General features: G+C 53.4%; 13 protein-coding genes. 6 read left to right on the forward strand and 7 right to left on the reverse strand.

The genetic code is table 11. The annotated features are described in order from the left end of the window. Positions 1–45 precede the first annotated feature (45 nt). The 4 genes from MK110_05860 to MK110_05875 form a co-directional block, all read right to left on the reverse strand. The gene (locus MK110_05860) at positions 46–789 is read right to left on the reverse strand and encodes a (5-formylfuran-3-yl)methyl phosphate synthase (GenBank protein MCH2210806.1); all 744 of its coding nucleotides are present in this window, start codon (positions 787–789) and stop codon (positions 46–48) included. 181 nt (positions 790–970) lie between these two features. Further along, entirely contained in the window at positions 971–1,411 is a 441-nt protein-coding gene (locus tag MK110_05865; protein ID MCH2210807.1) for a hypothetical protein, read from the reverse strand. A 357-nt stretch (positions 1,412–1,768) separates the two neighbouring features. Continuing rightward, on the reverse strand, positions 1,769–2,188 hold the full coding sequence (locus MK110_05870) for a hypothetical protein (protein ID MCH2210808.1): 420 nt from the start codon (positions 2,186–2,188) through the stop codon (positions 1,769–1,771). Positions 2,189–2,215: 27 nt separating this feature from the next. Next, positions 2,216–4,603 carry a hypothetical protein gene (locus tag MK110_05875; GenBank protein MCH2210809.1) on the reverse strand — a complete coding sequence of 796 codons (2,388 nt, stop codon included), beginning with the start codon at positions 4,601–4,603 and terminating at the stop codon, positions 2,216–2,218. 409 nt (positions 4,604–5,012) lie between these two features. On the opposite strand from MK110_05875, the gene MK110_05880 reads away from it, so the two are divergent. Beyond that, positions 5,013–6,302 (forward strand): PQQ-like beta-propeller repeat protein, encoded by a 1,290-nt coding sequence (locus MK110_05880; GenBank protein ID MCH2210810.1) that lies wholly within the window; start codon positions 5,013–5,015, stop codon positions 6,300–6,302. A 163-nt stretch (positions 6,303–6,465) separates the two neighbouring features. Here the strand turns inward: MK110_05880 and MK110_05885 are convergent, their stop codons facing one another. Continuing rightward, positions 6,466–7,506 (reverse strand): PIN/TRAM domain-containing protein, encoded by a 1,041-nt coding sequence (locus tag MK110_05885; GenBank protein MCH2210811.1) that lies wholly within the window; start codon positions 7,504–7,506, stop codon positions 6,466–6,468. Between the two features lie 1,547 nt (positions 7,507–9,053). Here MK110_05885 and MK110_05890 point away from each other — a divergent pair. Further along, positions 9,054–10,232 (forward strand): 3-dehydroquinate synthase, encoded by a 1,179-nt coding sequence (locus tag MK110_05890; GenBank protein ID MCH2210812.1) that lies wholly within the window; start codon positions 9,054–9,056, stop codon positions 10,230–10,232. Positions 10,233–11,275: 1,043 nt separating this feature from the next. Here MK110_05890 and MK110_05895 read toward each other — a convergent pair. Beyond that, the gene (locus tag MK110_05895) at positions 11,276–11,851 is read right to left on the reverse strand and encodes a peptidyl-prolyl cis-trans isomerase (GenBank protein MCH2210813.1); all 576 of its coding nucleotides are present in this window, start codon (positions 11,849–11,851) and stop codon (positions 11,276–11,278) included. A gap of 383 nt (positions 11,852–12,234) precedes the next feature. Here MK110_05895 and MK110_05900 point away from each other — a divergent pair, with 383 nt between their 5' ends. The 3 genes from MK110_05900 to MK110_05910 all read left to right on the forward strand — a co-directional run bounded on the left by MK110_05900 (position 12,235) and on the right by MK110_05910 (position 19,145). Next, on the forward strand, positions 12,235–14,244 hold the full coding sequence (locus MK110_05900) for a hypothetical protein (GenBank protein ID MCH2210814.1): 2,010 nt from the start codon (positions 12,235–12,237) through the stop codon (positions 14,242–14,244). Positions 14,245–14,583: 339 nt separating this feature from the next. After that, the gene (locus MK110_05905; protein MCH2210815.1) at positions 14,584–15,429 is read left to right on the forward strand and encodes a hypothetical protein; all 846 of its coding nucleotides are present in this window, start codon (positions 14,584–14,586) and stop codon (positions 15,427–15,429) included. Further along, positions 15,426–19,145 carry a response regulator gene (locus MK110_05910; protein MCH2210816.1) on the forward strand — a complete coding sequence of 1,240 codons (3,720 nt, stop codon included), beginning with the start codon at positions 15,426–15,428 and terminating at the stop codon, positions 19,143–19,145. The genes MK110_05905 and MK110_05910 overlap by 4 nt, the downstream gene beginning before the upstream one ends. Before the next feature lie 7 nt (positions 19,146–19,152). Here the strand turns inward: MK110_05910 and MK110_05915 are convergent, their stop codons facing one another. Further along, positions 19,153–20,115, reverse strand: a complete 963-nt coding sequence (locus MK110_05915; GenBank protein ID MCH2210817.1) for a nucleotidyltransferase domain-containing protein — start codon at positions 20,113–20,115, stop codon at positions 19,153–19,155. 387 nt (positions 20,116–20,502) lie between these two features. Here MK110_05915 and MK110_05920 point away from each other — a divergent pair, with 387 nt between their 5' ends. Then, positions 20,503–21,648 (forward strand): TAXI family TRAP transporter solute-binding subunit, encoded by a 1,146-nt coding sequence (locus tag MK110_05920; GenBank protein ID MCH2210818.1) that lies wholly within the window; start codon positions 20,503–20,505, stop codon positions 21,646–21,648.

Here is a 21,648-nt window from a genome sequence, read left to right on the forward strand (position 1 = left end):
AAAGAGGATTCTGATATTCCGGAGTGAGGAACATTGCGGCAAAAATCAATTTTCAACCTGTTGCAGTTGTCTGAGCAGCTCCGCAAATCTGCGTACACGCGACATTGACACAGTTTTGCCGCGGCGACCGCCGTCACAGACAGCTCCTCGAACAGCAACAATATCCGGATCATATGAAAGAATCTGCGGCAACACTGCAGTACTAATCTGACCGGCCAGCGCAAGCTTCATCCCCAAGTCTCTTGTACGAAGTCGGATTCTGTCGAGGGCTGGCTGGGATAACCAGTCCAGCAGATTTGTTCCATCTTTCTTAAACGTGTCGATCAGCAGGAAGGGACAACCTATCCGATGCCCTTCTTCGAGCACGTCCGTCACAGATGGCGAATTTGACCTCAGTTGATCAGCATAGGCGACGGCAACCCACTGCATTCCGGAATGACAAAGAACGGTCTTCTCCCGATACCGACACCATGTGTCCTGCCAGCCAGTGTGAAGTGATAACAGACCCGACAGGCCGGATTTGACCAGCCTCAGATGTGACACGGCACGCAGATCGACTGTGTTCGAATCAGTCGATTCCGCAACTTCACCCAGCGCTGCTGAGATCATCGTATCCGAAGACCTCGCGTGGATCTTATCCGTAATATCTTCAATCACGCATAAAGAAGCCAAACCCAGGGGACCATTGGCCGGTTCCTTGATATCGATGATGTCAGCACCACCATCAAAGGCGGCAAGAGCTTCCTTTGAATTGCGGACAGACACAAGCAGTTTTGCCGACCTATGCATGTTTTGCTCGTCAGCTGCGCACCGGTAAATTCTTTCCAATGCGAAACTTACGCTGTGTTGCAGCAACAAACGCAGGCTGGTCGACCGGACGATCTTCGAAAAGGCCTGTCAGAAGCTCCTGCTCCCACGGTTCCCGATCACTCTGAATCAAAACCACAGTCTGCAGAAGACCGTCCGTAACTCATTCGCCCTCTTCTGCCTCTCCCGCGTCTTCTGCATCTTCGTCAGGTGTTGCGGTCGACTTCTTCGGCGACTTCTTCGACGCTGATTTCGGCGCGACAGGAACCTCTTCTGTTATCGGGTTACCTTCAGAATCCAGAGGCTCTTTAATCGGCTGGATAAAGTAGCGACGTTTTCCTTTAGCCAACAATTGTCCAAGCTTTTCGTCCGCCTTTTCCCGCTCGTGGTACAGGTAGCGTCCCTCTTCACGCATGGTACTGCTGTAAACAACCCACACAAGACGCCTGCGAGGAACCACATCCTTCGATCGGCGAACACGGGAGGTAGCTTTCTTACGTGTCGCTTTCTTCTTAGTGGCCGTTTTTTTTCGTTTTGGAGTCTTTTTTTCGGTGGTCTCCGCGGCCTCGACTTCTCGCCGCATACTGAGTCGGCTTTTGGCCATGTCTGTCGTGTCTCCGTGAGGCCGAAGCCCCTTATGTGTTGCCGAAGTGACTCGTCCCGGCCTGGTAGCCAAAGCACTACAACGTGGATGCCTTTTTGACGATCTGTAGGCTCAGGCTAACATAAGTAAACGTCCAAATCCAGTTGTTGACGAGCATGCCGAATTCAGGAATGGCCCGTTTCCTGAGCACTCCGCAATCGGAACAGGCCGGAACCCCTCAGAATCCACTGGAATTTTGAGGGTTTCTTTCTTTGGGCTGTCGCCTGTGGAACCCTGTTCCGACGTGTACCGTGCCCGAAATCTTACGGGTTTTTCGCTGGTACACCGGGGGTGTTCTGACGGAGTCCGCAGAGCCTGCTAACAAGCCAGTACGAAGATCAGCTTCCACTGAACTGTCGGGCATTCGTGGAGGATTTTCAGCGAGTCCGCTTCGTTCAGGAAGAATTGCCACTCCGGATTGCTGGGCGCCACGCGGCAGTTCTTCATGTCCGGGAATGGGTTCTCCGGCAACAGTTTGTGCCGCACTGCCGCGCAGAAGAAATGCTTCGCCCGACCGCAGTCTCGCCGCATAGTGCTTTCCCCAGGTCGCTGCTGCATCCAGACTGGCCCCTGGTCGGTATTACCGGCTGTGATGCTGTCGAATTGCCGGTGATGGCCAACGTGCCGTCCGTCGCCACAGAATGGCCTCACGCGCACAAGCCGTGCCGGATTTTCTGCGAGAGGCCGACCCATCATTCCCATAACCTGTTGCTGCACCCGTGAGTTCATTCGATCCATTCGAGTCCACTGCGGGGTATTGAGGCGCTACGGATCCACCTGAACCGGGTTCCTCCCGAGGTCCAGTGTCTCTAACGTCGCTGATCCGCGTGGATCGACTGTCGATTGCACCGGAACGGTTTCAGATTGCTTGATACCGGGCCCGAAGCGAAGGTATTCACCGTCATCATTGACCGAAACAAGGTCGGCAGCCGGAGGAACTGGTTTGAGCCGAGGCACCGATGACAACAACTCAGGAATGATGCCGGCAGCATCATCCACGTGGTCAATACTGTCAGAGTGTCCTTGCAGAGATTCGGCTTTCCCACGCCGCACACTGGTTTTTTCGCCCGCTGCCACCAGCGTTACTCCGCCGGCACCAACGTGATGATCAGCAGTCGAGTCGTCGGACTGAAGGTCTGGACTCCTGAGCTTCCTCGCGATATCTGTGGAATTTGGTCCAAAGACTTCTAAACCAGCGGTTATGACAGGTTTCTGTTCGGACATGATTCCGCCGGCGTGACGAACCTCCTGTACCGGACGAGGGACGCGATTCCGGTATTGTTGTGCCGTCTGCTGACGCAGGCTCAACGCATGATCAGATTTTCGGGACGTGCTGTCGCGAGCCAGCATATTATCCGCAACCTGCTGACGGAACAGACTGCGGATACTGACTGTTCGTTGCCCCTCCTCCGGAATTGAAATATCGTCAACCACCCAGCGGTCGTGCTCCTGAATCAGGTGAACCTCCGCGGTATCCGCTGAGGCCAGTCCCATATGAACGGTTGCTCGTTCTTCTGTGACCCGGGTGGACCTCAACGCAGTGTCCAGACGGCTGACCAGATGGACGTTGTCCGGCGGCAGACTGGAAAAATGGTTCAGTACCAGTCGGTTGAACCGAATAGAACAGGCTTCCTTCAGTGCCGTCAAATCGTTCGCTCGCCAGGCCGCAGTAAATTCAGCAACCGGAACCTGCAGTGCACACTGCACTCGCAATGACAGCATCTGATCCTGAGTATCTGTAAAGTGGAAATCATCGACTGCAAGACGACCCAGCTGATCCAGCATGCGGCAGTGGGCCTGGAGGCCGTCTGAAGTCAGGAACGTCAACTCTGTGCGATTCCCGCGAACATTGCTGTCTTTCAATACCATGTCACTGAGCTGTGTCAAAGGGAGAGTCATTCGACCGATGAGTTCCGGAGACATTCGGTCCCAGACAGCGTCATTGAACTCCCGAGTAGATAGCTGCTTCAACATGCGGATGTCACGTTTCTGCATTGCAGTCACAAAGAGTGATGCACGGGCTGGTGCAGTAAACACAGAGCTGAGTGTCCGTTCGTTGCGACGACTCCTGTCGTTAAGAATCACATTATCAACCAGAAACCGGCGAGATTCACGGCTACTGATCACGGGTTTGCCGGCTGACCGACCAGGATCGACCAGGTCAAACCGAACGATTTCACTTTCTGTCGGAACGATGATCGCCACTCGACCGGAAAAAGCACGGATACTGAGTTCTTTCGGAGCGATGTCCGGGGACGGAAGTGACACCAGATCCAGGTCTGCAAATTGCAGTGTTGCCCCGTAAAACTGTGGTGTGGAATATTCCTGCAGCCTCTGTCTACTTTCTGACGCAAAAGCACTCAGAAAACTTCCCAGGCTGGCGACGGCATCAGCCTGTCGACGCACGGATCCCGGATGTCCGGAATCACTGCGGCTGTGGATTTCGATATCATCCATTAACCAGCGATTATCAACCTGAACTGCACTGACCAGCAGGTACCCCCTGCGTACGGGAATACGGACAACAGCAGCTTTTTTGTTCAATTGTGCTTCCGGCTTTCGTGCCAGAGCCGGGTCATAGTTGACAGCGATACCGTTGGTAATCAGCGGCAGCCAGGACTCGGGAACAGAACGTATTGAAGCCGCCATTGCGGGTGACGAATTGCTGAGTATGTGACTTCGTTCCAATGTCGACCATGCATCCAGGTATTCGCGAACACTGAACACCAGATCCAGAACCTGACTGGTCGGCCACGTCACACTGGAACGTACCTTCTTCCACTTCTTTTGCTGGCGGACAACCACGTCATTGACAGACCATCGCTGATTTTCGGTATCCCGAGTCAGTTCGAACTTGTATTTATCACCGGATTCGTCGCGCACGACCACACTTCGACTGTCGTCAGTCGGTTCTGCAATGTCCAGGATCTCCACCTCACCTTTGGGCAGTTTGACAATATTCAGATCCCGGAACGTATCGCCTGAAAGCCGGACTTTTCGCTGAAAATCATCTGAAACCACACGACGCATTGCGGGAACGTTTTCTTCCTCGAGCGCGGTTACAAAATCGCTGATCACTCGCTCTTCAAGGAGCGAAGTCGCGCATCCGGACAGTGCAGTCAGAGTCGTAAGAACGAGCAGAATAGGTTTCATGATGAAAACCAGACGGAGAAAATCGATTCACGTCATCATGTCTGCGGAAGTGAATTCCGACACGAAGGCCGTCTGAATCGGAGTCGAGCAAACGCGGAGACCGGCCGGTTGCCGCATGAGGTTCCTAGTTCTCCCAAATCGACGCTGCTACCGTCAACTGCTGAATGAGGGTGCCGGAACAGCAACAGACAGCCGGCCGGATTCAAATACCGCCTGTCGGCATGAATTGCCGGTTCCTTCCAGGTTCGACCTGTCCGAATTCACTCAGAGACCACGTATTCCGGCAAAGATCGCCACTAATACCGATTGGCCATCCGTCGTGAGTTATTCATCTGAAAGCCACACTTCACAGAACGGCGTCTGTTACACTGACACACTCTCAAAACTCAACTTCACTGGAGATCATGTGATGAGGGTTCCCATCACATCTGTTTTGATTTTTCTGACATCCGGCGCCATTGCCGATGACTGGCCACAATGGGGCGGTCCGCAGCGCGATGGTGTCTGGAGGGAAACAGGAATCGTCGACAGGCTTCCGGAGGAAGAGGTCCTCCCCAGAAAGTGGTCCGTGCCGGTGGGCGAAGGTTACTCCGGACCTGCTGTTGCCAGAGGACGAGTCTTTCTCACCGATCGACAGGCAGAACAGGGCCACGAGAGAATCCTGTGCCTGGATGCACACGACGGCGCGGAACTCTGGCAGCATTCTTATGCGGCGCGATATACCATCAGCTACCCGGCGGGCCCCCGGGCAACTCCGGTAATCGACGACGGGCGTGTGTTCACACTTGGCGCTGTCGGTGATCTGTTCTGTTTCAGTGCTGTCAGCGGAAAAATCATGTGGACAAAGAATTTTCCGAAAGATTTTGGCACGGTGCTGCCGGTGTGGGGGATGGCAGCCGCTCCTCTGGTGGACGGTGATCATCTGATTACGCTGGTCGGAGGCACCAACGGGGGACTTGTGATCTGCCTTGATAAGGCGACCGGACAAGAAATCTGGCGGGCGCTCGATGATCCTGCCATTGGTTACTGTCCGCCAATGATTTTTGAATTCAGCGGCAGACGTCAACTGATCATCTGGCACCCGACGGCTGTCACCGCACTGGATCCTGACGATGGATCTGTGATTTGGGAGATTCCATGGTCAATCCAGGCCGGACTCTGTATTGCAGCTCCACGAAAAATCGGCGAACAACTTTTTTTGACCGCATTTTATAACGGACCGATGATGCTGAACGTCTCAGTCGGTTCTGCCGCTGTAGCGTGGAAGGGAACAAGCAACAGTGAAATCGAAACCGACGGTCTGCATTCAATCATGCCCACTCCGTGGGTGGACCAGGAGAATATTTTTGGAGTCTGCAGTTACGGTCAGCTTCGATGTCTGGAAACGCTGACCGGGAAACGTCGCTGGGAGAGTCGCAAGGCGACAGGATCCGGTCGCTGGTGGAATGCATTCATTATTCGTCATCAGGATCGTTTCTTCATTCACAATGAACAGGGCGACCTGATTATCGCGTATCTTTCTGCCGACGGATACCAGGAGGTCAGTCGATCCCGACTGGTGGCTCCCACGAGAAAAGTGCAGCGACGCATGACAGTCTGGTCACATCCTGCATTTGCTCAGAAAAGTGTCTTCGCCCGCAATGATCGGGAGCTCGTCCGTGTTGATTTGTCGGATTCTGACACCACTGGCGTACAGTAGACCGGCACAATGCTGAGCGCCGTTAAAAACCTGACACAGTTCACATTCCCGTCCTGACAGGATTACGGCGAACGCGGTACGTGCCCTCGCAAATCATTCCACAAACCGGATTCTTCACGATCCGTGATGACAACTGGATTTACAAACAGCAGAGAGATTTGGTTTAACCGTTTTTCGATGACTGCGCCGGTTTAGAGAAAATCATTCGCCCTGCACTGCTCTGCAGCACCCGGGTAACGACTGTGCTGACTTCCTTACCGATCAAACCGGATGCCCCCTCACACACAACCATTGTGCCGTCATCTAGATATCCAACCCCCTGCCCGTGTCCTTCACCCTCCCGCATAACCTGAATGCGAAGATGTTCACCCGGCAGAAACTGAGGTCTCAGCGCATTGGCCACGTCATTCAGATTGATCACTGTGATGTTCTGAACGCTGGCCACTTTATTCAGATTAAAGTCATTAGTGACTACACCGGCTCGCTGAGATTTCGCGAGTTCGATCAGCTTTTGATCGACGGACAATCCTCGAAGTTCACCAGGATTTGTCTCGTGAACACGAACGTCCACATGCGGACTCTGCTGCAGACTCGCCAGCACCTCCAGCCCGCGGCGTCCCCGAATGCGACGGTTTTTGTCATTGCTGTCGGCAATATCCTGGACTTCAGCCAGTATGAAGTCCGGTACCAGCATCTGTGATTCCAGAATCTGAGTCTCCACAACATCCAAAATTCTGCCGTCAATCAGCGAACTACTGTCTATCAAAAGCGAACGACTGCTTTTGAGGTCTCGCGCGAATTCCACATACGGAATAACGAATCGAAAATCGTCACGTGTCTGCAGCAGTAACGACACACACAGATACGGCAGCACCAGCAGAATAACCATCACCGTTGTGCCACGATACGGACTACCTTCGGGAATAATCAGAAGCAGCGCCTGATTCGTGACATAGGCAAGCAGAATCCCAATCAGCAGACCAAAGTATGTTGCCGAAATCAAATCGATCCGCTTACGTCGAATCAATACATCTGCAACAGTGACCAGTTGTGTGATTGCCAAAAGTACCAGCGCTGCAATCCGCGGATGTTTGTCAATCGAACTCGGCAGGACAAGCTGCGTCGAATCAATAGAAGCGAAGTACCCTGCAATCGCCCCGGTGCATACAAAAAAGTATGCTATGCGCAGAATCTTAAGCAGCATGACAGAGTAGTGTGGGGATATGGAAGTAAGGACACACAGGCTAACAGCACAGTCTAGTATTCTTACAAGTCTGGCGACGAAGGCAACCAGCGGAGGAGTTCAATCGGAAATCAGCTGCAGCTCTGATCCCCCTGCATACCGCGTGTTTTCATCGCGCAATAAAAAAGAACGATGACGGGCCGCCAGGAAAGAGGCTTCGTCACCGTTCTTAATTTTTGACCGACAGTTCCACCCATGCTGATCATCGGTGGAACCCTGACAGACTCTTCATCTGTCGGTGTGTTCCCCCGCGAGGATTCCTCACGTTCCTCATCCAGCGTCTGGGCGGAAGATTCCGCCTTAACTTCGAACTTCAACTGAAACAGATCGCTACATCAAAATCCTAACTCGCATCAGTTATTAGTTTTGACAGCCGATCCAGGCAAATCCACGACAATCTGCCCGGTCATCTCCCGGCCGAAGTTCGTCAGAATGACTGCGAAACCTCACGCCGCATTCACATTAGTTGCAGGGAGCACAGCAGCTCGGAGCAACAGGAGCACAGCAGGTCGGCTCTGCAGGAGCACAGCAGGTCGGCTCTGCAGGAGCACAGCAGGTCGGCTCTGCAGGAGCACAACAGGTCGGCTCGCAGCACGGTGCAGGTTCACTGCATCCACCACAGCTGCTGTCACCGAACAGCTTAGGCATTCTGATTTTAGGCAGTCTGAACTTGGGCAATTTGAACCCGCTGAACAAGCCCTTCTTTGGAGTGCAGCAACCTTCATCACTGCAGGGAGCAGGTGCACTGCAGCTCGGCTCACACGGTGCAGGCGCACAGCAGCTCGGCTCACACGCTGCAGGTGCACAGCAGGTCGGCTCACACGCTGCAGGTGCACAGCAGGTCGGCTCACACGGTGCAGGTGCAGGAGCACAACAGGTGGGCTCTGCAGGAGCACAGCAGGTCGGCTCGCAGGCAGCCGGTGCACAACAGGTCGGCTCTGCAGGAGCACAGCATGTTGGTTCTGGAGAACAATCGCTGCCACAGCCATTGCTCTTGCTTCCGAACAGACCAAACAGGCCTGCATCAGCGCTGCTTGACATGGTCAACACGACCATCGCAGCTGTCAAAGTAATCCCTTTCATTGTTTCACTTCTCCTAACAACAGTGAGGGAACCGAGGATTGCGAAGATCAGAGAAACTCTCTGACCTCACATCCAGAAATTGGGTAACACTGGTGCTGTATTTCGGTCGAATCGGAAAGCTTGATTTACGCAAATGGCAACGATTGCCGGTGCCGTGGCCAACTGGACAGGACTGTTACGTTTGCAACGATTATCCGGTACTTCGCAGGGTATACAGGTCCTGTCCGCGGCCGTTTACCTGCCAAATATCTCAAACAGACTTTGATAACCCGGCATTGGAATGCCGGGTCAAAGGTGGCAGCATCACCGCCCGACATTTATGATGTTGCCTCCGGAAAGTTTTGCACCGGTTATGCTCTCTGCACCGGTCACAACCTTCCCGGGCAAACGGCGCGACACCACATTATCATCTGGCTTTTCTTCCCATGCCTGCCCCTGCATTTTCCGACGATGTCACGTTCTCCGTCAAATTCACTCACCGTTTGAAAATGACAGCAGACGTCTTTGGGACGGATGAATATGCACTGACAGCATTACTTGAGAAAACTGAGGAAAGAATTCCGCAGGTTCAGTTCTGGATTGATGAGCAGGTCTCATGTGCCAATCCGCAGCTGGCTCAGCGTATTCATGCATTCTGTCGCCGGCATTCACATCAGCTGGATCTGGCCGGAAACCTTCAGACTGTTCCCGGAGGTGAAGACGTCAAAAACGATGTCCATGTGATCGAACGAATGCTCAATTGTTTCAATCACGCTGATCTCGACCGAAGAAGTTATGTCGTGGTGATTGGGGGAGGTGCTGTCCTCGACGCCGTTGGATTTGCGGCGGCGATCGCACATCGGGGAATTCGACTCATTCGGCTGCCAACGACCACACTGGCCCAGGCAGATTCGGGAATCGGCGTTAAAAATAGTATTAATCTGTTCAAAAAAAAGAACTGGGTCGGCACGTTTGCTGTGCCTTGGGGAGTGATCAACGACAAAACCCTGTTAAGCACACTCAGTGACCGTGACTTCGCATGTGGTTTCGCTGAGGCCGTCAAGGTTGCACTTCTCAAAGATGCAGAATTTTTTCGTGATATTTGTGTGTCTGCTGAAGCAATCAGACAACGCGACAGTGCCTGCTGGTCTATTATCGCAGACTCCGCACGCTGGCATCTGAATCACATCACCCGCGGCGGGGACCCGTTCGAGATGATGGAAGCCAGACCGCTCGACTTTGGTCACTGGTCTGCACACAGGCTTGAGGCAATGACCAGCTTCGACCTGCGTCATGGTGAAGCGGTGGCTGTTGGAGTTGCCATTGACTGTGTTTATTCGTCTTTGGCTCACGGACTCCCCGCTACGGATGCCGATGCCGTCATCAACTGCCTGGACCAACTGGGTTTATTGATCGCGCACCGGGCGCTGAATGATACCGAACAACTGTTTAAGGGCCTGGAAGAATTTCGCCAGCATCTTGGCGGGCGGCTGACGGTGACAATGCTGCAAGGTGTCGGTAAGCCTGTCGATGTCCACGAGATCAATCACGGTCTGATGCGACAGGCAATTGAGACCGTCGTCGCACGAGTGACTGATTCAGGACGAAATAAACACGTCCGATAAATCCACGACTCAGAAATGAACAGGACACAGCCGGGAAGCGGACAGAATGTCCGTCAATCGCGTCGAATCATCTGACAGGACAGCGCCGCGTAGTCACTCACGTTCGCACGGACAGCCAGAAACGGGATCTGCCATTTAGCAGCAAACGACACGTCACACACAGCCACCGGCAGTCTGTCATGCTCACCATTATCGGAGTGGCCCGAAACACCTGACAACAGTCACGATAACCAATGTCGGGCCTGTCCGCTGACGACAGTGTGCATCCTCAGAACTTCCAGGTACTGGTACAAGCTGGTTCCTTTACTCAGTTTTACTCCGCCGAAATGTTAAAATACTCGGCTTCCGCCGAGTCCGATGCAGACAGGAGTCACTCCGCAGCACATGGTCGTCACATGGCAGCGCCAGGCCGGTGGTTCCTCGGGCCTTCCATCAAGAAAAATGGAAGGCAAATCGACAACCGCTATCGCATCGTTAACACCTTATGTCAACGTCGCCTGGTACAGAAAAGAGCAGACAGAATCAGCAGTCCACTCACGAAAACAAACTTAATTACTATTTCATACGAATGGACCGGAATTCAGGAAGTTCATCTGGCCAATTTTGTGTGGCCGACCACGACGCAACCGCTCTGATGAATACACCGGTCAATATCACAACCGGAAGGATTACGGCTCCGAGTGCCTGCAGGTATGTCCATTGCGTCCACCGGATGTCTTTATGTTTTTCTCCGATCAGCATGTGCGGTGTTACCTGTTGACTTATGAGTTATTGACTGGTCCCACAGTCCAATACGCCGAACAATATCTGTGACCTGTGATGAAATCCTGCCGTTTGCTCAGGTTGTCCGGAGACCGATTGCCCCCGGCACAGACGGGTAATCGGAAACATCAGGAGCAGCTATCATCCGGCAGCCCGGATCTCACCGATCGGTCATGAATTCAGCGAACCACAATTGATCAACAGGGACAACTCCGGTTGCGCGACTGAACAATGCCGGCAGCACATACACCATGACACCAATGCGGTTCGTATCGAAGGCCTCAGCGGGGCTTCGGCTGGCCCGGAAGACGTCGTTGTTTTTCTTCGTACGGTTGCTGGCGGAGGATGATGTGAAAACCATACTGGGTTTCTACAGGATCACTCACCTCACCAATTTTTAGTGTGAGTAGCGCGTTATTGAAAGGTTTGACCATAGCCCCGGGAAGAAACACCCCCAGATCTCCACCCTTTTCACTACTGGGCCCCTCCGAATATTCACGGGCCAGATTAGCGAAGTTGGTGCCGGTCTCCTTTGCTTTGACGGCAATTTCCTGAGCCAGCTTCAGCGCCTCCTCCTTCGTTCGGGTAATTCCAGAACCACTACCTGTCGCACTCCTGTGCATGATCAGAATATGGGACGCCGACAGCTTGGATTCGGCAGGCTGGGCGGAATCGGCAGGCTGGCCGCGTTCAAGCGACTCCATTACCTCCTCCGACTGAGTTGGCGGAATAGGCGGCAACTCACGCAGCACGGAGAGTGTCGATACCTCATTATCGTTTTGACCAAAATTGCCGCAACCACAGCAGACAGAGATTGCAGCAGCAGTGAACAGGAGAAAGGGTTGTCTAATGGACATAAAATCACCTTGTGAACACATACACAACACTTAACGTCGCATCCGACTGTCTCCGTCAGAGACAATGGTGCCCAAAGCTATTCTTGTTGGCAAATCAGTTCCGCTCAAGCCAAAGAGTGTGGGACCGAGTCACATTATTCAAATCATTGTGCTGAATCATCTACAGCAGACAGAACATGACATTCAGTTGAATGAATCACACTATTCACCCATCACTGGTTTGCTGCGGACAGAATCCTCAAACAAAACTGCAACGCTTCGTTGTTTTGTGCAGTAATCAATATAATTTCCAGACGAAAATACGGGCCGCTGCGATGAACTCTGGACTTCTGTGAGGTGGCAGCCCGAATCAGCAATTTTGCCGTTGAACCGGAAAATCTGAAATGAACCTAAATCGCTGGCAGATACTGCTGTTGATCCTGAACGCCGTTCATTCAGCTTCTGCGGCGTCAGCGGGTGACCTCAGTGTGAAAAACGCTTTGGGTCAGCGGATCATCGATCCGCGGCTGCCGCTGGCTGAAGTCCAGGCCTACACACAGTCCCGAATTCTGCCCATGCCGAAACTGACAACAGTCACCGACTGGGAAGCTTACGCGGGTCAGGTTCGTCAGGAAGTACTGAACAAAGTTGTCTTTCGCGGTGCCGCTCAGGCATGGCGATCCATCCCTCTGAATGTGGAATGGCTGGACACAATCGATGGAGGGAAAGGCTATCACATTCAGAAACTAAGGTATGAAATCCTGCCGGGGATGTGGATTCCGGCCTTGCTGTATGAACCTGATCATCTCACGGGAAAGGACCCCGTGGTGTTGAACGTCAATGGTCATGAACGTTCCGACGGTAAAGCAGTCGACTACAAACAGCTTCGGTGTATCAATCTGGCAAAACGCGGCATGATTGCTCTGAACGTCGAGTGGCTGGGCACGGGACAGCTGAACACCCCTGGCTTTAACCACTACCGCATGAATCAGCTCAATCTATGCGGAACAAGTGGACTGGCTCCGTTTTATCTTTCGATGAGTCACGGCCTGCAGATACTGCTTCAGCACCACAGTGCCGACCCCGGACGTGTTGCAGTCACCGGCCTGTCCGGAGGCGGATGGCAGACTATTTTCATATCGTCAATTGATGAACGCGTCACATTTTGCAATCCGGTTGCCGGCTACTCCAGCTTCCGAACACGCAGCCGATTCCTTTCGGATCTGGGTGACTCGGAACAAACTCCGTGTGACCTTGCTTCAATTACTGACTACCCGCAGTTGACGGCCATGCTGGCCCCGAGACCGGTATTGCTGACAAACAATGCTGAAGACAACTGCTGTTTTAAAGCTGAACACGCTCTGCCGCCTCTGCTGGAAGCCGCCAAACCTTTATATCAGTTGTACGGCAGGCCCTCCCACCTGCGATACCATATCAATCACGACCCCGGAACACACAATTTCGGTCTCGACAATCGCCAGCAACTGTACACAGCACTTGGAGACTTTTTTTATCCGGATCTTCCGCAATTCAAGCGATCGGAAATTCCCGCCCGCGACGAAATCAAGACCAGTTCAGAACTGTTTGTTGAACTTCCGTCAGACAATCTGGACTTCAACAGCCTGGCCCTCCGGATTGCCAAACGGCATCAGCGCAGCCTGCCGCACAATTCTCAGGACCTGGCAAGCTGGCAGGAGAAACAGCGGAAAAAGCTGTCGGAACTGGTCCGGGCACACAACTATCAGACAGTTGCGATCGACCAGTCATCACACTCAGATACAGCCCGATCCGTAACGTGGCGATGGCTCCGCATCGATGGAAACTGGACGGTCCCCTCAGTGGAACTCAGCACACCACAGACCGACCCGACAAAGCTGGCAATTGTCATTTCGGATCAGGGACGAGCGACAGCGACACCCAAAACATCCGTGCTCCTTTCAGCGGGATATCGGGTGCTGGCACTGGATCCGTTTTATTTTGGTGAATCCAGGATTTCCGAACGCGACTTTCTGTATGCGATTCTCGTTTCCAGTCTGGGTGACCGGCCCCTTGGCATTCAGGCCAGCCAGATTCGCAGTGTCGCGCGATGGGCAAAGGAGGAACAGGGTATTAACCGGATCAGACTCATCGCTGACGGCCCCCGGACCTCCCTGATCGCCATGGTCGCCGCCGCACTGTCTGCAGATGAAATTGACATGGTCGAAACCACCGATTCGCTGGGAAGTCTGCGGGAGCTCATTGAACAGAACAGGGGCATGAACGAAGTGCCGGAGTCGCTGTGTTTCGGGCTTCTTGAATACTTCGATATCGTACAACTCGCAGCACTGGTGATTCCGCGAAAAATACAGTTCCACGGTGTCTCTGAAACAATTCACCGGAAAGTTCGTCCGGTCCTTGCCCGACTGCAAAACTAATCATCCGATTCGATTGTCACACAATGTTACTCCGGCTGAGAATGCTGGTACAATTGGAGTCACACCTTGACTGCCGAAACAACGTTCTCGTGGCGATTTCAATTGAGATTTTTCAGCAGGGTCCGACCAGTGAAAACAGTCCTTCACAATGATCGTAAACACCGCAGCCTCGGCGTACGGTGCACCTCTATCTCCGCGTATCTGTTTCGGCTGTTTGTCGGTTGTGCAGTCATCTGTACCGTCCGGTTCGTCCCGTCTGTTACACTGGCGGATGACACGGACATACCAGTAACAACCTCAGTCATTGAACCGGCCGATGTCTTCGTACATATCAAACTGGTGAACAAAGAACTCGAACATCTGCGGTTCGTAATGGGACGCCCCAAAAATGACCAGCCTGAACTGGACGTCACCAACGCAGCGCCCCGGGAAGTTTTTTTTCAGGCACTGACACTGTTTCGTAAAGCAGACAGACTGAGCTTCGAATACACACGTCAATACGGTGAAGAACCGGAAATTCCATCAGAAAACATCGAAACGGCCACCGTGTTCAATACAGTCGATGCAGCGCTCGAACGACTTCGCAGCGTCAAACAGCGACTGGGAATTTCCTACAGGGCCACACCATCGTCACCAGCCCCCTCACACACCCCCACACATGTCTTCCGTGAAATTGTGCAGGCCAACCGACAGTTGAATCTCCTGCTGGACAGACAGTTTTCACCTGCCGATGTCTATCAGCAGGTCACCGCCGCAGTTGGTTATGCCTCACAGGTACTGGCTCAGTTTCCTGAGGCAACTCGTCTACCCGCCGTGCCCAAATTCATTCCGGGAAAACAACCAACTGACGTGTATCAGCGTCTGACCGTGTGTCTGGAACGCGTTCGACGAATCAGTGAAATATCGGGGCAAAACATGCTGACACTCACTGTCACTGAAGAACAGTGGGCAGTCGCTACATCAAGCGACGTTTACGACGTGGCTTCCCTGCTGGTTTCGGAACTGGCCTTTCTGCACTCACAGCTGCCAAATGCGAAAATGCCCCGTCGAGTCGTCCATCCGGGACGTCGCTTTCCGTCCCACGTGTATCAGCGTGCAGGTCTTCTGGAACGACAGCTGATGGAGTTGGAACATTGCGTCACCGCACAGCCGGACTGGCTGCAGTCGGACAGCACAGAACCATGAACTCTTCGTTCCGGAAAATTTCGCGGCGACAGCCGGATGAGATTGGCGGTCAGCCTCGCGACTCGCTCTTCTCCCTCCTGCTGCAGTCACATTTGTTCATAGCAGCACTCGGACTGTTTGTGTTGCTGGCAATGCTGGGAATCACAGTTTGGTTCCGCGCAAACACAATTCGTCTGGCAGAATTGAGGGGCCCAACAGCACAAACGTCAGCAAGAGCACTGGCTGGAGTGGAACGGTCGCTGGCGTCGTTGCGCGGCTGGATTTTGGTCGGCGACGAGTCACTGCGTGAAGGACGGCAAAGAGCATGGGATGAGGACATCGAACCGGCGATCGAAGAATTACAGCAGCTGAATCGATACTGGGTTCGTTCCAGGGACCGCGATCATCTGGCAGAGATCATTGTAACACTCCGAGATTTGAAGGAAGCCCAGTGGTGGATTGAAGACACCGCCCGCCGGCCGGGCAATGAGCCGGCCCGTGTGATCCTCGACCTGGACGTTCGCGGGCCTGCGGAAGACATCTTCACAGCAATCACGGGCATGATCGATCTGGAAAAAGACCTGGACCATGAGCCAGGTCGCAAAAAATTGCTGGGACTTTTCGCAGATCTGCGTGCCGGAATTACCTATTCGGAAATCAGACTTAGCCGGTATGTTGCATCCGGGGAAGAAGGAGAGATTGACATTTTTCGGCAACGGTTGCAGGCAGTGAATCGACATCGAACCGGTGTCGATTCACGTATCGAACTGCTGACCGCAGACCAGCGTGAGTTGTGGATGCTGGTCACCGATGAACTGCCGGCGTTTGGACAACTTGCTGAAAATGTTATTACCGCCAGGTTGGCGGCAGACCACAACGTGGCCAACTATTTGCTAAAAACAGATGCCATTCCGCTGGCTGAGCACGTAACGAGTCTGCTTCGCGATCTGTCTGCAGACCAGAAACGGCTGATGCAACAGGATGCGTCTCTGGTAATCAAAATATTAAACTGGACGATCGGGACAGGAGTTGCGATGGTAGCGGCATTGGCACTGGCAGCGTTCTTCGTCTCCGACTACAGCGCTCGCCGACTGTCTGAACCGATCGTCCGTCTGGCACATGCCAGTACTGATCTGGCTGAAGGACGGCTGCGTGATGACATCCTGATTCGCGGCAACAATGAACTCGCGTACCTGACCTCGTCATTTAATTCCATGCGTCGACGCGTGGAGAAAAACGTACAGGCAGCAAAGGATTCTGAAAAAAGGATGCGAATCGTATTCGATTCGGCAGCGAACGGAATGCTGCTTGTCGATGACGGCGGCCGCATCATTATGGCCAATTCACAGATCGAATCGCTGTTTGGACACCCGGAACACCAGTTGATCGGCCAGTCAGTTGACCGCCTGGTTCCGGACCGAATGCAGAGTGAGCACCCGGTACTTCCGTCAGCCTGGTTTACTGAACCAATATCCGGAAGGATCGGCATGGGACGCGATCTCACGGGTGTTCATCGTGACGGACATAACATTGAAGTCGAAGTCGAACTGAGGCCCGTGCAGACTGATCAAGGTACATTTGGCCTGGCATCGGTGATCGACATCACGGAACGCAAACAATACGAACAGCAGTTGATCGACGCACTTAACGCGGCAGAAACAGCCAACCAGGCCAAAAGTTCGTTTCTGGCGAACATGAGCCACGAGATTCGTACGCCCATGAATGGCATCATCGGGATGGCTGATTTGCTGTCGACAACACGGATTGACGAAAAGCAAAGAGAGTTTCTTGGAACTCTCCATGATTCAGCTCAGGCTCTGCTGCGGTTACTGAACGATATTCTGGACCTATCCCGAATCGAATCCGGCCGGCTGCAGTCGGACAACGATGATTTTTCAGTTTCGGACTGTGTGATCCGAGCCATACGAACAGTACTGCCGGTTGCCGATCAAAAAAATCTCGAATTGAACTGCCGGATCTCACCTCAGGTTCCGCAGTGGTTGTGGGGAGACTCCGGTCGATTGCGTCAGATCCTCGTGAACCTGGTTGATAACGCCGTAAAGTTCACGCTTCACGGAGAAGTGTTTGTTGACGTCGAACTGGATTTGTTAACCCGCACCAATGCCACTGCCGATTCACCGCGGCCGGAACGTGATGATCCACAGGACGATTCCGTCCGACTTCGTATTTCCGTTCGTGACACCGGCATCGGAATTCCGCGGGACAAGCATGAAACGATTTTCAATGCCTTTGAGCAGGCTGAAGCTTCGACGACTCGACGCTTCGGAGGCTCCGGTCTTGGTTTGTCGATTTCCAGACAGCTTGTAGCAATGATGAATGGCGAAATCGAACTCGAAAGTGAACCCGGCGTCGGAACAACCTTCTACTTCACCGGCGAATTCAAACAGGGAAAGGAGTCTCCCCAAAAGACGACACCGGATCTCTCGTGTCTCAGCAGTCTGCCGGTACTGGTTGTGGATGGTAATCAGACCCGTCGCAGAATTCTGGAGGAACTGCTGCTCCACTGGAAGATGGTTCCCACTCTTGCGGCCGACGTCCGGTCCGGCATCGATGCTTTTTCTCACGCCGCCTCCGCCGGCCGGCCGTTTCAGCTGATGCTGCTGGATCATAACATGCCGGAGATGACAGGACCGGACCTGAAGGATCATCTTCAGTCCGACCGGGACAACTGTGTGCTGTTCATACTTTCGTCATCAAGGCATCCCGATGAGCTCGGAGAACTTCAGCACGATATCTGCCGAGTGATGAGCAGGCCGCTTCTGTCTTCCGATCTGCTTGAGAAGCTCCTTCGGCAGTTCGGCCGGCCAGGCGACACAGAATCCGTCTCTGTCGACAGTGAATCAGATTCAGACAACCAGTCCGCGAACTCCGACAGAGATGGCTGCACAGTTCTGCTGGTCGAAGACAATCATGTCAACCAGATCGTTGCCCGCGGACTTCTGGAGCTTGCGAACCACAAAGTCGTTGTTACAGAAAACGGTCAGCAGGCACTCGACGCACTAAAACGACAGTCATTTGACGTGGTACTGATGGACATGCAAATGCCAGTGATGGACGGGCGCGAAGCCATCCGCAGAATCCGCAACCACGAACACAAAACCGGCCGACACCAGATCATCGTGGCACTCACCGCGGAAGCCATGAGTCACGACCGGGAAAGCTGCATAGCGTCCGGCGCCGATGACTATTTGTCAAAACCACTGACCGCCGAACAACTCCACGCAGCAATCGATCGTCTGCAGCACTCGAATGGTCCTTCAGTACCGGAAAATCAAAGTCCCGAAGTGCAATCACGGGCTCGCACTCATTCCGACTCTGTCGACGACTCTTCTGTCGAAACGGCATCGCCGGATAAAGAATTGATACATCACACTGAAATCATCGACTGGGACAACGCAGCAAAAAACATTCCCGGCGGGAATCGGGCTATCGCATCCCTGGCTGCCGTCTTCCGTAAAGAATGCCAAGGACTTTTGGCTGAAATGAACGCCGGCCTGGCGTCTAAGGATGTCCCGGCCGTGACACACGGAGCCCACACTCTGAAGAGTTCTGCCGGTTGGTTCGGCGCCGCGGCCGTTGTGGAACTGTCAGCTACCATCGAAAAACTCGGGCGTGAGGACCGTCTTTCGGAACTGGAGACTCCGCTGGGTGAACTCAGTGAGTGCGTCGAACTCATGCAGAACGCTCTGGACGAATTCATTCAGCAAAACAGTTAATCGCAGATCACATCAGCCAGCGTTGAACGTAACCAGGCTGTTCCGGATTACCGGTCAGTTCCAACACCGAATCACTCAGCTCAGACAGGGCTCTCAAAATGTGTGGCGGCAGCCGACTCACAGGATGCACACTCGTTTCTTGAATGAATTTCCAGATGGTGTTCCAGCAGGCAATGGATTCCGCCTGCAGCAGTACACGTTCCGCTGGAGTTCTGAACAGTATTCCGGTCAGGCTGTCAACGACCGAATTCAGCGGCACCTGTAAACAGTCACATACATCAAGTGCCTTCAGAAAACCAAAGACCAGCAGCAGACGGGACGAACGAAGTTTGACGTTCAATGCCAGTGATTTTGCAGAGTCATTCGTATCCGTCCAGCACGTACGAGACCTCAGGCTGCGCCAATAGCGGTGGACGTCCTGCCACAACCAGTGAAACGGTCCGGCCTCTTCAAACATCAGTGCGACCCGTGTCTCTGAATACCAGACAAGGATGTCCTTCTGAAGTTCGAGAAATCGAGACTCAGAGAAGACCGGCTGAGCGTCCATGAGCAACTGGATCCGGTGTCCAAACGTAATAAGGCTTTCATCAATGCGACCTTTGCTCGCCGGATCAACAAGATCATTCCAGCGTGCGCACACCGAGAACACTCCGCCGGCTTTGGGACGCGCTGCGCCAAGAACATCCAGTCGATCCCAAACCAAAGCGACCGCGTCCGCGGCTTCGGTGTCTGTTATATTCCTGTGACGATCGTCCGCCACAATGATCAAATCAATATCAGAAGCAGAATGAGCTTCCATCCGGGCCAGTGATCCGGACACTGCCACGCAGGCTGCGAAATCCGGCAGACACTGATGGATTACTTCCTGTATTTGATCATATCGATCGGCAGAGTAACTCCAGGCGGACGCAAGTTCAGGAGCAGCAGACACATCAAATTCGGGCTGCCGTTGATTTGGTCGCTGCATCATGTCTCACACAAACTTATCGTTTCCGCCGGTCTGTTTGCGGAATGCACGTGGTTGAACACTAGTCGGAACACATCGCGACATCCAGCAAGGATTCCTAACTCACAGAGTGACCGTTTCCGGGGTGAGAGTCCGTGTAACGACGGTTGAACAGACGATGCTGAGCAGGTTCAGTCATCACGCGGCATGTCAGAAATACAAAAGCCAAAGAATCCGTGGGGTACCGGGATTCATCATTCCGTCGGATTCGCTCACTGGCAGCCCCCATCCCTGACTGATAACATCGGCAGTTCACCGGACATGTGCCATCAGACTCACCGGATTGCCTCAGCCAAACAACCATCTGCCCCACAACTCTTCGGGACCGATTTCACCTGAAAGCCACCAGCTATGCCTGCTCAATTCGGCCGAACTGCGTTTAGGTCGCAGTTCCTGATTTGTTCAATAAGTCTCAGCCTGCTGATCACTGCAGGATGCGACAGCGGGGGATCCGGAACCGGCGGTGATTCCGGTGGCAGCCAGAGTCCGGACAGCGGAACGTCGATCAGCTTTGTCAGTATTGGAACTGCCCCCCAAGGTGGAGTGTTCTACACCGTGGGAGCTGCAGTGGGAGATGTACTCGCTCAACACAAGGCGGACACCGGCTGGCGAGGAGTGACGGCCGAATCTACCGGTGGAACCCTGGAAAACCTGCGATTGCTGGATTCAGGCGACATTCAGATTGGCATGGCCAATTCCACGATTACGTATTTCGCTGTTAAAGGAGAAGGCGGTTTTGAGAAGCCACACGATGTCAAATCCGTCATGACTTTGTTTCCGCTGATTGCAACATTCGTAACCAAAGAAGACTCAGGCATCAGAACCATCGAAGACCTCAAAGGCAAACGTGTCGTCGTGGGCCCTGAAGGCGCAGGTTTTGAATACTTCATTCGGCCCATTCTGAAAGCACACGGCCTGACCTATGAGGACTTTGACGAAAGAACTGCCAACATGGCACAGTCTGTGGGTTTCCTGCAGGACGGCTCGGTGGACGCCACGTTCATCGGCGGCGGTCTGAAGGCACCGGCCATAACGAATGCCGACTCCACCATGGATATCTTTTTGGTGCCATATGGTGAGGAACAACGGCAAACACTGGTGGAGAATCTGCCGTCTTTCAGTAAAGCCACAATCCCTGCCAAAACATACCGTACCCATACAGAAGCGTTCGAGGGCCTGAACGTTGGGTCAGCACATCTGATTGTCCGAGGCGATGCAGATGAAGACTTCGTTTACAGCATCACCAAAATCATTTGGGAAAACCGGGCAACCATTGCCGAAAAACACGCGGCCGCACGGGCAATTCGTGAAAAGAACGTTGTTCGTGAAACCGGCACAGCGTTCCATCCCGGAGCTGTCCGCTACTACCGTGAAGCCGGCATCTGGCCGGATGCTGATGCAGCTTCGGACGACACTACGGATTCCGAAGCTGCTGCTGACGAGTCTGGTGATCAAAATTCAGACAATCCCGTTAAAACGGACGATCAGGGATCCTGA

The sequence above is a fragment of the Fuerstiella sp. genome, from assembly GCA_022447225.1.
Classification (GTDB): domain Bacteria; phylum Planctomycetota; class Planctomycetia; order Planctomycetales; family Planctomycetaceae; genus S139-18.

Excerpts from the sequence above, each read along its gene's own strand:
- MK110_05860 (MCH2210806.1), bottom strand. The coding sequence starts at position 789 with ATGCATAGGTCGGCAAAACTGCTTGTGTCTGTCCGCAATTCAAAGGAA.
- MK110_05865 (MCH2210807.1), bottom strand. The coding sequence starts at position 1,411 with ATGGCCAAAAGCCGACTCAGTATGCGGCGAGAAGTCGAGGCCGCGGAG.
- MK110_05870 (MCH2210808.1), bottom strand. The coding sequence starts at position 2,188 with ATGGATCGAATGAACTCACGGGTGCAGCAACAGGTTATGGGAATGATG.
- MK110_05875 (MCH2210809.1), bottom strand. The coding sequence starts at position 4,603 with ATGAAACCTATTCTGCTCGTTCTTACGACTCTGACTGCACTGTCCGGA.
- MK110_05880 (MCH2210810.1), top strand. The coding sequence starts at position 5,013 with ATGAGGGTTCCCATCACATCTGTTTTGATTTTTCTGACATCCGGCGCC.
- MK110_05885 (MCH2210811.1), bottom strand. The coding sequence starts at position 7,506 with ATGCTGCTTAAGATTCTGCGCATAGCATACTTTTTTGTATGCACCGGG.
- MK110_05890 (MCH2210812.1), top strand. The coding sequence starts at position 9,054 with ATGCCTGCCCCTGCATTTTCCGACGATGTCACGTTCTCCGTCAAATTC.
- MK110_05895 (MCH2210813.1), bottom strand. The coding sequence starts at position 11,851 with ATGTCCATTAGACAACCCTTTCTCCTGTTCACTGCTGCTGCAATCTCT.
- MK110_05900 (MCH2210814.1), top strand. The coding sequence starts at position 12,235 with ATGAACCTAAATCGCTGGCAGATACTGCTGTTGATCCTGAACGCCGTT.
- MK110_05910 (MCH2210816.1), top strand. The coding sequence starts at position 15,426 with ATGAACTCTTCGTTCCGGAAAATTTCGCGGCGACAGCCGGATGAGATT.
- MK110_05915 (MCH2210817.1), bottom strand. The coding sequence starts at position 20,115 with ATGATGCAGCGACCAAATCAACGGCAGCCCGAATTTGATGTGTCTGCT.
- MK110_05920 (MCH2210818.1), top strand. The coding sequence starts at position 20,503 with ATGCCTGCTCAATTCGGCCGAACTGCGTTTAGGTCGCAGTTCCTGATT.